This is a genomic window from Microbulbifer agarilyticus S89 (genome assembly GCF_000220505.1).
Taxonomy (GTDB): Bacteria; Pseudomonadota; Gammaproteobacteria; order Pseudomonadales; family Cellvibrionaceae; genus Microbulbifer; species Microbulbifer agarilyticus_B.
Window position 1 is genome coordinate 1 of record NZ_AFPJ01000002.1, and the last position, 12,429, is coordinate 12,429.

The 12,429-nt window shown below is 57.1% G+C and carries 11 protein-coding genes; 1 reads left to right on the top strand and 10 read right to left on the bottom strand.

Annotated features, from left to right (window positions below; translation table 11 throughout):
• Nucleotides 1-37: 37 nt before the first annotated feature.
• The 5 genes from tpx to prfC all read right to left on the bottom strand — a co-directional run bounded on the left by tpx (nucleotide 38) and on the right by prfC (nucleotide 4,735).
• Nucleotides 38-532, bottom strand: a complete 495-nt coding sequence (tpx, locus tag AS89_RS0100015; protein ID WP_010130134.1) for a thiol peroxidase — start codon at nucleotides 530-532, stop codon at nucleotides 38-40.
• A 143-nt stretch (nucleotides 533-675) separates the two neighbouring features.
• Nucleotides 676-2,094, bottom strand: a complete 1,419-nt coding sequence (locus AS89_RS0100020) for a M20/M25/M40 family metallo-hydrolase (RefSeq protein WP_010130135.1) — start codon at nucleotides 2,092-2,094, stop codon at nucleotides 676-678.
• Between the two features lie 60 nt (nucleotides 2,095-2,154).
• Entirely contained in the window at nucleotides 2,155-2,487 is a 333-nt protein-coding gene (locus AS89_RS0100025; RefSeq protein ID WP_010130136.1) for a hypothetical protein, read from the bottom strand.
• The gene (locus AS89_RS0100030; RefSeq protein WP_237709604.1) at nucleotides 2,484-3,110 is read right to left on the bottom strand and encodes a 1-acyl-sn-glycerol-3-phosphate acyltransferase; all 627 of its coding nucleotides are present in this window, start codon (nucleotides 3,108-3,110) and stop codon (nucleotides 2,484-2,486) included. The genes AS89_RS0100025 and AS89_RS0100030 overlap by 4 nt, the downstream gene beginning before the upstream one ends.
• 41 nt (nucleotides 3,111-3,151) lie before the next feature.
• Nucleotides 3,152-4,735, bottom strand: a complete 1,584-nt coding sequence (gene prfC, locus AS89_RS0100035; RefSeq protein ID WP_010130139.1) for a peptide chain release factor 3 — start codon at nucleotides 4,733-4,735, stop codon at nucleotides 3,152-3,154.
• Between the two features lie 166 nt (nucleotides 4,736-4,901).
• On the opposite strand from prfC, the gene AS89_RS0100040 reads away from it, so the two are divergent.
• Entirely contained in the window at nucleotides 4,902-6,677 is a 1,776-nt protein-coding gene (locus tag AS89_RS0100040; RefSeq protein WP_010130140.1) for an aminopeptidase P family protein, read from the top strand.
• A 54-nt stretch (nucleotides 6,678-6,731) separates the two neighbouring features.
• On the opposite strand, the gene AS89_RS0100045 is transcribed toward AS89_RS0100040, so the two are convergent.
• The 5 genes from AS89_RS0100045 to AS89_RS0100065 all read right to left on the bottom strand — a co-directional run bounded on the left by AS89_RS0100045 (nucleotide 6,732) and on the right by AS89_RS0100065 (nucleotide 12,064).
• Nucleotides 6,732-8,102, bottom strand: coding sequence for an MATE family efflux transporter (locus AS89_RS0100045; RefSeq protein WP_029249652.1), 1,371 nt, complete (start codon nucleotides 8,100-8,102; stop codon nucleotides 6,732-6,734).
• A 25-nt stretch (nucleotides 8,103-8,127) separates the two neighbouring features.
• Complete coding sequence (gene rimI, locus AS89_RS18330; RefSeq protein ID WP_158217324.1) at nucleotides 8,128-8,634, bottom strand: ribosomal protein S18-alanine N-acetyltransferase; 507 nt, start codon at nucleotides 8,632-8,634, stop codon at nucleotides 8,128-8,130.
• Between the two features lie 46 nt (nucleotides 8,635-8,680).
• A complete protein-coding gene (locus tag AS89_RS0100055) occupies nucleotides 8,681-9,469 on the bottom strand; it encodes a hypothetical protein (RefSeq protein ID WP_010130144.1) in 789 nt (262 codons plus the stop codon).
• 20 nt (nucleotides 9,470-9,489) lie between these two features.
• The gene (locus AS89_RS0100060; RefSeq protein WP_010130145.1) at nucleotides 9,490-11,025 is read right to left on the bottom strand and encodes a 2-isopropylmalate synthase; all 1,536 of its coding nucleotides are present in this window, start codon (nucleotides 11,023-11,025) and stop codon (nucleotides 9,490-9,492) included.
• A 559-nt stretch (nucleotides 11,026-11,584) separates the two neighbouring features.
• Nucleotides 11,585-12,064 (bottom strand): glutathione peroxidase, encoded by a 480-nt coding sequence (locus AS89_RS0100065; RefSeq protein ID WP_010130146.1) that lies wholly within the window; start codon nucleotides 12,062-12,064, stop codon nucleotides 11,585-11,587.
• Between the last annotated feature and the right edge of the window lie 365 nt (nucleotides 12,065-12,429).

The following is a 12,429-nucleotide window of genomic DNA, read 5'->3' on the forward strand; positions in this document are numbered from 1 at the left end:
TCGACGCGGCTTTTTTTTATTGGATAGCGGCAAAGAATTACAGCACGGCAGTGACACTGTCATAGTTGGGCTCGTCAGCGGTTTCCGCGACCTGCTCGGTATAGATAACCTTGCCCGTTTCATCGATCACCACAACAGCGCGAGAAAGTAACCCGGTAAGCGGACCCGTCGCAAAGGTAACGCCGTAGTCGCTGCCAAAGCTCGCACGGAATGTAGAACCCAGTTTTACGTTCTCGATTCCCTCTGCGCCACAGAAGCGCGCCATCGCAAATGGCAGGTCGGCGGAGACACATACCACCACAGTATTTTCCAGAGCCGCAACTTGCTCGTTAAAGGTCCGCACCGAGGTGGCACAGGTGGGGGTATCTACGGAAGGGAAAATATTCAACACCACACGCTTGCCTGCCAGGTCCTGCAGGGTCAGGTCCGAAAGGTCTCCCTGCGTGAGGGTAAAGGCTGGCGCCTGGCTGCCCACTTCGGGCAGCTCGCCCACGGTGGTAATAGGATTTCCCCGCAAAGTAATGTTGGCCATTGTGTATTCCTTGACTTGCCAATTGAATGTGAGCCCAGCATGACGACCAGCCTGGAGCTTGTCAATTACTCTCCGGGCGATGGACAGGCAATAAAAAACCCCGCGAAATGCGGGGTTTTTGGCGAACAGGATAATTGGGCAACTTAGTCCACCGTGGGTACGCGACCGAAGTCCCCTTCCATTTCTGCAGCCAGGAACGACATCACCACCCAGGCCGCCACATTCTGCTTCAGGTTATCCGGGTCGACTTTATCCAGGGTGTCATTCGGCGTGTGGTGATAATCAAAGTAATCGGTACCGTCCTGGTACAGGCCCATCGCCGGTACACCGCGCGCGACAAACACGCTGCTGTCGGGACCGCCGTAGGTTTCATTGTTTCCGCGCTCAATACCCAAGGGCGCAAGCAGCTGCATCATCTGGTCGGCAATCACAAACTTGCTCTCGGGAATACGCGTATCAAAGCGCCAGATCTTGCCTGCACCAAAGTCCGACTCGGAGACCATGATAATGTTATCCAGCGCGTCCTGGTGTGCATCCACGTATTGCTTTGCACCTACCAGACCAATCTCCTCAGCACCAAACAACACCACGCGAAGCGTGCGACGAGGGCGCTGCGGCAACTCTGAAATCAGGCGCGCGGTTTCCATCACAATCGCCACGCCTGCGCCGTCATCCAATGCGCCGGTACCTTCATCCCAGCTATCCAGGTGTGCGCCAATAAGCACTACTTCTTCCGGCTTCTCGCGACCAACCACTTCACCAATGACATTGAAGGAGGGACCGTCAGGCAGCGGGGCATTGTGTACATCAAGCTTCACCTGCACCGGTTTACCGCGCTCCAGCATCGCCTCCAGCAGATTCGCATCCGGGGCCGACAGGGCCAGGGCCGGCACCGGGTTGGCCACGCCATCGACAGACATCATACCGGTATGGGCAAAGCGATCGGAATCGGTACCGACCGAGCGCAGCAGCATTGCCGCAGCCCCCTTTTCGGCGGCCGCGCGCATACCCTTGCTGCGCCCCTGCACCGCCGGTCCATAGCCCTCGCCGGTGCGCGCACGCTCCATGCGTTTGTTAATAAAGGCGATTTTACCCTTTACCGCACTCGCCGGCGCCGCCATCAAAGCTTCAACATCGGCAAAAGGAACGACTTCGGCTGTGAGGCCACCTTCTGGCGTGGATGCGCCGTACCCCAGTGAGCTCACTACCAGAGGCTGCGGATAGGGTGCGGTAACCTCTGCATGCGCATGTCCGCGCGCCCAGCGCTTCACGTCGATCTGTTCGGTGTACACACGGTCAAAACCGAGGTCTTGCATTTTTTGCTGGGCCCAGGCGACCGCCCGCTCATCGCCCTTGGTACCGGCACGTCGGGGGCCCACTTCTACAGTGAGAGATTCCACCAGGCTGTAGGCATCGGAAAACTCCAGCGCGCGATCTCTAAGTACCTCAGCCACCGACAGATCTTCTTTTTTCAGTGGGGCAGCATGCGTGGCAGCAACCACCAACATTGCCGCTAAACTGCTGGTCATGGTGACCGCGGGTTTCACCAGGTGCTTAAACATGATTTCTCCAGTACTACTTGTGGAAATTTATTTTTATTGAGTAAAACGATTTTCGATTTATTACTTCGGCAGGGCCAGAAGACACTCACGCACCTCGCGCAAACGCCGGATACCCTCGTCAGAGAACAGGTAAGGCATTTTGCCGGTGTACTCGTCCTCCTCGATGCGCAGGCACTCGAGTCGCAAATCTTCCAGCGGAGGGTCGTGGCGCATCGGGTAACTGGTCAGCACACGCCATTCATTGTCGTCGGCCTGCCCCGCAATCACATCCTCCAGCCCCTGCTGGAATTGCGCCCGCTCCATACGGAAGCGAGGCGTACGCATGTGCATCAACCCCCAGACTACGAGTGCAAATACCGCAAAAGCCAGTCCGACGGTGATGAGTAGGTTCATTCGCTACCAACAAGTTCCGTCTGGTTTTCCGGGTTGCGCCCACGGTACTTGCTGAAGCGTCGCTGCACTTCCTGCATATCGGCCTCAAAGTTCCCGGTGGTGCGGTACAGTGAGTCAATGCAGATACGCTTGGTGGGAAAATCCCAGGCAATCAGCAACACAGGCACATCTGCAGCATGCGCGATCCGCAGGAAGCCATTCTTCCATTTACTCGCTTTTTTGCGCGTACCTTCCGGAGTGATCGCCACCCACATTTTTTCATTTTCTTTGAACTGACTCGCTACCTGCTTGGCCATGCCTCCCGCGGCGGATCGATCAGTGGGGATGCCGCCGAGCCACATGAACAATCCCTTGAACGGAAAGAAGAAGGCCTCCTTTTTCATCAGCCAGGAAGCTTTCAGCTTCAGCGCCAGAATGAAGGGCATAGCCACCACAAAGTCCCAGTTGGAAGTGTGCGGGGCCAGGGCCACCATCAGCTTTTTCTCCGCTGGGAAGTTACCGTCAAAGCGCCAACCCAGCATCTTGACAATCAGGAGTCCGAGCCCCTGAGTGAACCAGTTGCCGGCGCGCGGCATTTCATCGGGTAACGGTGTAGGAATCGTTGTTTTCTTTACTGCAGTCACGGTAACAATCTCTAATAAAATTGAGCGGATACCAATCCAGTTTAATGCTCACGAGTAGCGTAGAAGCGCACATCGGGATAACGCTCTTCCGCCAGTTGCAGGTTGACCCGGGTCGGGGCCAGGTAAGTCAAATGACCAGAGCCATCCACAGCCAGGTTGGTACTGGCTTTGCGCTTGAAGTTCTCCAGCTCCTTGGCACTTTCACTGTCTACCCAACGCGCGGTATTCACATTCACGTTTTCGTAGATCGCTTCGACCTTGTACTCGTCTTTCAGACGGTACGCGACCACTTCGAACTGCAGCACCCCCACGGCACCGACAATGATGTCGTTGTTATCCAGAGGGAAAAACACCTGAGTCGAGCCCTCCTCGGAAAGCTGCTGCAGGCCTTTTTGCAGCTGTTTCAGTTTCAGCGGGTCTTTCAGGCGGATACGGCGAAACAGCTCCGGCGCAAAGTTGGGAATACCGGTGAATTTTAGGGTTTCACCTTCGGAGAAGGTGTCGCCAATCTGGATTGTGCCATGGTTGTGCAAGCCGATGATATCGCCGGCAATGGCTTCCTCAACATGGGTGCGGTCACCGGCCATAAACGTAACCGCATCCGCAATTTTCACGTCTTTACCGATACGCACATGCTTCATTTTCATTCCGCGGTTATAGGTACCGGAACAGACACGCATGAAGGCAATACGGTCGCGGTGTTTGGGATCCATATTCGCCTGGATCTTAAATACAAAGCCGCTGAATTTGCTCTCTTCCGGCAGCACTTCACGCTCATTGGTCTGGCGCGACTGGGGACCCGGCGCCCACTCCACGAATCCGTCGAGCATTTCGCGAACACCGAAGTTACCCAGCGCGGTACCGAAAAATACCGGGGTCAGCTTGCCGGCGCGGTAGGCTTCCAGGTCAAACTCATGCGTGGCACCGCGCACAAGATCGATTTCTTCGCGGATTTCTTCGGCATCTTCGCCCAGCAATGCAGTGGCCTCGTCCGAGTCCAACCCCTTGATCTGGATGTCTTCGGGAATGGTGTGGCCCTGGCCCTGCTGGAACACATGAATCGTGTCGGTGTACAGGTTGTACACGCCCTTGAACAGCTTGCCGGAGCCCAGTGGCCAATTGATCGGCGCCGCCTGGATATCCAGCACCTCTTCAATTTCATCCATCACTTCAATGGGGTCGCGGATATCACGATCCAGCTTGTTGATGAACGACAGGATTGGCGTAGTCCGCAGACGACATACGTTCATCAGCTTGATGGTGCGGTCCTCGACACCCTTGGCACCGTCAATCACCATCAGCGCCGAGTCCACCGCGGTCAGTACGCGATAGGTATCTTCAGAGAAGTCCTCGTGCCCCGGGGTATCCAGCAGGTTTACCACCCGCTCCTTGTAAGGAAACTGCATGACCGAGGAAGTAACGGAGATGCCCCGCTCCTGCTCCATGGTCATCCAGTCCGAGCGCGCATGGGGCCCTTTCTTGCCCTTAACGGAACCCGCAAGCTGAATCGCATTTCCGAACAAGAGCAACTTCTCGGTCACCGTAGTCTTACCGGCGTCCGGGTGAGAAATAATCGCGAAGGTACGGCGGCCGTTAATGCCCGCCAGAGATGAGGATTGACCCATAATGCAAACAATCGAACTGGATAAAAAACAGTCGGGCATTATACACGTCGGCACACATCTCTGGGGCTGTTAGACTGCAAAAACCCAACCGGTCTCACACCGGGAACACCGGACTCTCCGCGGGCTTCTGGTCAAGTGCCCGCGACACCCACAACAGAGATGAACAATGAGTCAAGAAAACTTGCAGGCCCTGCAGCGGGTTCTGGCGGAACAGCAGGTTCAGGGATTTCTGGTACCGCGCTGCGACGAGTATCAAAACGAGTATGTGCCGGCTGCCGACGAGCGCCTGGCCTGGCTCACGGGCTTTGACGGGTCCGCCGGTCTTGCCGCACTCGCGCATGCGCGCACCGCACTCTTTGTCGACGGCCGCTACACGCTGCAGGCTCAGCAACAAATCGGGATCCAGCCGATCGAGCAACAGAGCCTTGCCGCGGCCGATATCGCCAATTGGCTCTGCGACGCCCTCCAGCCCGGGGATACACTCGGCTTCGACCCGCGCCTGCATACCGAGCCCGGGCTTGCCCCCCTCAAGCAGCGCCTTATTGAGCAGGGTATTGAGCTGCGTGCGCTTGATACCAACCCAATCGACCAAATCTGGGCGGGCCGCCCTGCCCCGCCCAGTGGTCCGGCACTGCCACACCCGCAAACCTTCACCGGCGAAGACTCCCAGAGCAAACGCCAGCGTATCGCCGAACAGCTGCAACAAAAACAGCAGCACGCCCTGTGGCTCGCCAACCCGGAAGTCTGCGCCTGGCTATTCAACATCCGGGGAAGCGATATCCCCCACTTGCCGGTCGCACTGAGCATGGGCCTCCTGTATCAGGATGGTTCCGCCACGCTGTATCTCGCCACCGGTGCCACCAGCGAGGCACTGCAACAGCATCTGGGCAGTGACATCGAGGTGGTGCACGACAAAGACAGCTTGTTCAGCGCAGCCGAGCGGCAACACGTACAAAGTGTGTGGGCCGATCCCCAATTGACCAATTGCTGGACGCTGCAACAGTTGCGCACGCGCGATATTCAGGTTCAGTTCGCGCGCGACCCAATTACCGCGGCCAAAGCGCGTAAGAATGCCACCGAGCTGGAAGGCAGCCGCGCGGCGCATGTGCGCGATGGTGCCGCGCTGTGTGAGTTTCTCGCCGCGTTACCGCACGCAGTGGCCCAGGAAAATTTTGGCGAGATTGAGGCGGTCCAGTTACTGCGCAGCAAGCGGGAGCAGCGCGAAGGCTTTACCGACGACAGCTTTGATTCTATCTCCGGCTATCGCGGCAATGGCGCCATTGTTCACTACCGGGTCACCCCCGGGTCGAGCCTGCCGATGGCGGCAGAAGGGATTTACCTGATCGATTCCGGCGGCCAGTATCCGGACGGCACCACCGACGTCACCCGCACCGTTGCCCTCGGCGCCCCTTCACCGTCTGCGCGTGATCACTTCACTCGCGTACTCAAGGGGCACATCGCCATTGCCACACTGAAGTTTCCCACGGGTACCTGTGGCGAACAGATCGACGCGTTTGCGCGCAAGTCGCTATGGGATGCGGGGCTCGATTACGCACACGGCACAGGCCATGGCGTGGGCAGCTTCCTGAGCGTGCACGAGGGACCACAGAGAATTGGCAAGGCCACAACCAATGTCGCCCTGGAGGCAGGCATGATTGTCTCCAACGAACCTGGGTTTTATCTTACCGGCGAATACGGCATCCGTATCGAGAACCTGATTTTTGTCAAAGAGCGGGAGGGCTTCCCCGGGTTTCTCGAGTTCGAGGATTTAACCCTGGCGCCCATCGACCAGCAACTGATCAATACCGAGCTGCTGAGTGACGACGAGCTGCAATGGTTGAATGACTATCACGCAAAGGTACACACAACCCTTGCCAATGAAGTAGACGAGGAGACTCGAGCCTGGCTGACGGCGGCCACCGCGCCCATGACCAAAGGATAAGAAATAAGGGATAAGGGATTGGGATAACGCATGCCTAAGTGTTAGCGGCGCTGCTCAATTGAGCGCCGCTGACGCATCCTTGGCGTACGCTCGCAAGTGTTTACGCAGCCACCACCAGGCAATCAGCCCCAAAACCCAGTTGGAGACCAGTGTTGCCAGAAATAGCCCCTTGATGCCCCAAATCTGGTTGCCCAACCAGGCCAGTGGCAGATAGACCCCCAGTACCCGCAGGAACGAAATCAGGGTCGCCGGAAGTGGGTGCCCCAGGCCATTAAAAGCGGCGTTCGCAGACATCACGAAACCGTAGCCCGCATAGCTAAACGGCACCAGGTACAGATAGGCGGTGGCCACATCGAGCACTTGCGGGGAGTCACTGAACAGGCCCGCTATCGGCCCGCCCACCAACCAGAGCACCACGCCAAGCACCACACCAAACAACAGGCAGAAACGCGCCAGTACCGAAACCGTTTCATCCAGCCGCTGCAATTTACCAGCGCCCGCATTTTGTCCCATAAACGGCCCGACCACAGACGACAGAGCATAAAAGACAATCAGCGCCAGTGGCTCGATGCGCAGGGCAATCCCCAGACCAGCAACCGCGTCCACGCCATGGGCGGCAACCAGCGCCACCACAACGCCACCGGACATGGGAATAATGACATTGGTCGCGATGGCTGGCAGTCCAATATGCAGCAGACTTGTCCAGGACTCCCTAAGCGCGGCCCAGTCCGCGGTTGGCATCGCGAGCAAGTGCTCACGTCGCGCGAGAATATACATCGCCACAAAAAAGCTCACCCCGCGGGAAATAACCGTCGCCAACGCCGCGCCCTGCAACTCGAGGCGCGGGAAGCCAAGCAGTCCGAAAATCAGCAACGGATCCAGGATCAGGTTAAACAGCGCGACCCCGAGCATGATGCGACCGGTCACAGAACTGTTGCCGATGCCACGCAGTGCGGACAGGGCAACCACAGGCACCACGGCAAACACCGCGCCGACGTACCAGGGCACCATATAGTCAGTGATCAGGGGCAACAGGCGCGCTTCTGCACCGAGCAACCGAAATAAAGGCTCGATGGAAATCAGGCCGACAATACTCACCACCACGGCAATCAGCATGGCAAGCACCGTGGCATCGGTAACCAGGCGGCGCACCCGCTGCATGTCGCCTGCTCCGTAGGCACGCGCAACCACCGAGGAGGTGCCGGCACCCAGGCCGATGGCAAGCGCGTTGATCACCATCACCACCGGAAAGGTAAAGCTCATCGCCGCCAGCGGCGCATCCCCGAGCTGAGCGACAAAATAGGTATCCACCACGTTAAATGACATGGTCGCAAGAATGCCCCACACCATGGGCAAGGCGAGTCGACGTAAATGCGCTGCGACGGAGCCGTCAAGCAACGACGGCTGTGATGTATGGGATGGCATGCTGATTCCGGGCTTCAAGGCGCGCTTACAATATCAGACTCATCAGGAGTGCGTCTTCACGCGTACCATCGGATTTTGGATAGTAATTTTTTCGCCGCCCGTCTTCCGAAAAGCCGAGCTTGTGATAGACCGCACGCGCCGGCCGGTTGGATGCCCTCACCTCCAGTAGGACCCGGGCAATGTCATCGGGGCATTGAGCGAGGACGCGCTGTAAAAGCTGTGTTCCCACACCGCGGTTTTGCCACCCGGGGGCGACGGCCACGTCGAGGATTTCAATCTCATCAAACAAACGACTCGTTACGCAGCAGGCAACGAGGCCCGATAATGGGCCTTGCACTGCCTCCGGCGCACGCAGTACCCAGCAGCGGTGACCGCTACTCAAGCTATCCCGATACTGTTGTGCGCTCCACGGATGGCTGTGTGCACCGCGCGCCAATGCCGCAAGCGCATCGCAATCGCTCTCTAACGCACGGTCAAACGTGAGGTCAGTGACACCGGGGCCAGAAGTAGGTGGGATGGATGAGGATTTCAAGGGCCGGCTTCCATGATCAACTTGCCCGGGCAAGTGATGAGGCAGGTCATTGGCTACGGGTTTGCTCAGGATACAGTTTACGCAGCAACTGCCAAACATCACGTTTGCGAGCGGGTTCCGTCAACAGCTCGGTAAGGCTTGGCAGGGCCACAACAGAAGCACCATCCCAGTCCGCTACCGAATCATCCAGGGAAACGGGCGCACAGAAGGACTGGGCCTGCTCCCCCATCAACCAGATGGACTTAACGGATTTCCGCGCACAAGCGGCTTCCAGCCAGCTGCGACAGGTTTCGCGCGCGTCACTGGCGCCGGCGGCCATGGCAAATGGGTTTTCCGCCAGCGGCCACTTCAATTTGTCGCGCTGGGATGGTAGCTGGTGCCAGCCCAAGGCCCGCGCCATATTGCCGAACAGCGATTCCACCGGCAGTGCACTACCCGGCGCTCGACTGTCCACAGCCAGCAACTCTTCACCGAGCCACCAGCAGCTGAGAATAAACGGGGCCACCGGCTTTTCCGGGGCTGCGACCGGAACAGGTTGCACCGGCGGTTCCGGCGACTTGGTTTCGGCGGTAATGCTGCCGATTACCCGCTCGACTTCCACAGGTGCAGGCGCGATTGGCTTGGCCGGCACCTCGGGGCGCTGGTGGACACTGGCATCGACCACCTGCATAAGTGCTGCTGCCGAAGCAGGTTGCTCGTCTTCGCCGGCTCCCGCCGTATCCGGCGGGGGCAAAATGGCCTGAACGGGTTGCGGAGCCAGAGGCAGACAGAACCTGGGCATATAGCTGGTAACACCCAGCGCCGTCAGGTATTCGGTCCGTTGTAGCTCGTTCACACTGATCTCCGCTTGTCCGCTCAGACGCCTTCCGGCTTTCTGCTTTTACTGGCGAGCAAGTTTAACGCATCCAGGTACGCTTTGGCGGAAGCAACCAAAATATCGGTATCCGCACCTACGCCGTTCACCAGCTTGCCGTCACGCTCAAGGCGTACCGTCACACTGCCCTGGGAATCAGTACCCTGGGTTACCGCATTTACGGAATACAGTTTCAGGTCTGCATTACTGCCCACCACAGACTCAATGGCCTTGAAGGTTGCATCCACTGGGCCACTGCCTTCGGCATTGCAGGAGCGGTTTTCACCGTCGATCTTCAATTCCAGCTGCGCCTGCGGGTTGCTGCCGCTTTTGCTGCGTACCTCAAGGTCGACCAGTTGATAGTGCTCCACTGGCTCGGCGGCACCGGAAATCAGTGACTGCAGGTCTTCGTCAAAGATCTCATGCTTCTTGTCTGCCAAATCCTTGAAGCGCTGGAACAGCACATTGAATTCTGCCGAATCGGCAAAGGTCACACCCAGCTCTTCATAGCGCGCTTTTACCGCGGCGCGACCGGAGTGCTTGCCCAAAACCAACCGGTTCTGTCCCCAGCCCACGTCTTCCGCACGCATGATTTCATAAGTCTCACGATGCTTGAGTACACCGTCCTGGTGGATACCGGATTCGTGTGCAAACGCATTGGCACCAACGATGGCTTTGTTCGGCTGCACCGGGAAACCGGTGATGGAAGAAACCAGACGCGACGTCGGCACAATGTGGCTGGCATCGATGCGGGTCTCCACCGGATACAGATCCTGGCGGGTGCGCACCGCCATCACGATTTCCTCGAGCGATGCGTTACCCGCGCGCTCACCCAAACCGTTGATGGTACATTCCACCTGACGCACACCATTCATCACCGCCGAGAGGGAGTTGGCTACCGCCAACCCCAGGTCATTGTGGCAGTGGGTAGAAAAAATCGCTTTGTCCGAATTGGGCACATTCTCAATCACCCGCTTGAACATTGCCCCGTACTCACCCGGCTCGCCGTAGCCGACCGTATCGGGAATATTGATGGTACCGGCACCCGCCTTGATCACCTCTTCGATGATGCGGTACATAAACTCGGGCTCTGAGCGGCTGCCATCCTCGAGGGAAAACTCGACATCGTCGGTAAACTGGCGCGCGGTCTTCACCGCCTCCACCGCCTGGCGCAATACATCCTCAGGCTCCATCTGGAGCTTGTACTTCATATGGATGGGGGAAGTCGCAATAAAGGTGTGGATACGCGACGCATTGGCGTTCTTGAGCGCCTCTCCCGCGCGCAGGATGTCGGGCCCTACCGCACGCGCGAGGCTGCATACGCGAGAGTCCTTCACGGTTTCTGCAACCGCCTGCACTGCTTCGAAATCGCCCTGACTGGCAATGGCAAAACCCGCTTCGATCACGTCGACACGCATGCGTTCGAGCATGGTCGCGATACGAATCTTTTCTTCTTTGGTCATGGATGCGCCGGGGCTCTGCTCGCCATCGCGCAAGGTGGTATCAAAAATGACTAATTTATCTTTATTAGAGTTCATGAGGGCTCTTCTCCTAGTCTGGCCCGAGGCTAAACAGCGCAATTGTCGCTGTCTACGCGCTACTCAAATTAAGTACGGAATTCTGTTGAGACGTGTGGGGATAAAATTATATGCCGCAGTGCGGCAGTCGTAGCGGGCTAGCTAGTAGTAGAAGAGGGGCAGCGGTGGCGTTCGCCATATCAGCAGAGAGGAAACACCTAAATGTATTGGCAACGGTGAACGTGGAGACCTGAGAGCTCACTACCGTCGGATTCGATTGGACCGAGTCCGTGAATTGATTGGGAAACATGGCTGCATCATATTCCTGATTGAAAACCTAGCGTCTGTACCCCCACGTACGCAGCAACATGTATGCAGATGCGCACCGGGAGACAGGGACTATAAGCTTCAATCACGCAGGAGATCAACAGCCATCCTATTAATCAATCCAACAGGGAGCTTCAAAACAAAAAACAACTCCCTTTATAATCTGACAAAGGATACGCATCCTACATAGGCATTATGCGCTCGCAGCCAGCAGCTGGCGCAACGGCAACATCAGCCGCGCCGCCACAGTCACCTACAGCAGTTTTTCAATATCATCCGCGATCGCGGCCGGCTTATCTTTAGGGGCGAAACGATTCACCACTTCGCCGTCGCGATTGACGAGGAACTTGGTGAAATTCCATTTGATACCTTCGGTACCCAGAATACCCGGAGCCGCCTGCTTCAGGTGGGTAAACAACGGATGCGCGTCCGCACCATTGACATCCAGTTTGGAATACACCGGAAAACTGACGCCGTAATTCAGTGAGCAGAACTCCTGAATCTCTCCATCCGTACCCGGCTCTTGCTGCCCGAACTGGTTACAGGGAAATGCGAGCACCGCGAAGCCCTTGTCCTTGTACTTCTTATACAGCGCTTCCAGGCCCTCGTACTGCGGGGTAAACCCACATTTGCTAGCCGTATTTACAATCAACAGCACCTTACCCTTGTACTCCTCCAGGGTGGACTGCGTACCATCACCACTCTCTACCGGAATGTTAAATATCTCGGACATAATTGACTCCTTCACGGGTCTTTGGTCATTTCCTATTTGCAATATAAACGCCCCATAGAAATCCGCAAGCAATCACAGGGGCGCTGTTACACGGAGTACGCGCGAGCGTCGCTTGTGGATTGATTTGATAAACAATTTCAGACTTATGCACACCCCGGTTACACACAGAAACCTTGGACAGAGTTGTGGGTAACTACGGGATATTCGATGGGAGTGGCGTGGTTACTGGCTTTGCGAAGACGGCTAAAAAAACGTCATTGCGGTTTGGGGATAAAACCGATGCAGGCTTACTCAATTTGAAGCCGTGGATAGGCTCGCGGTTGTGTAGCCGGCGGGGATTTGAGTATGGAGAGAAGTACCGTGCT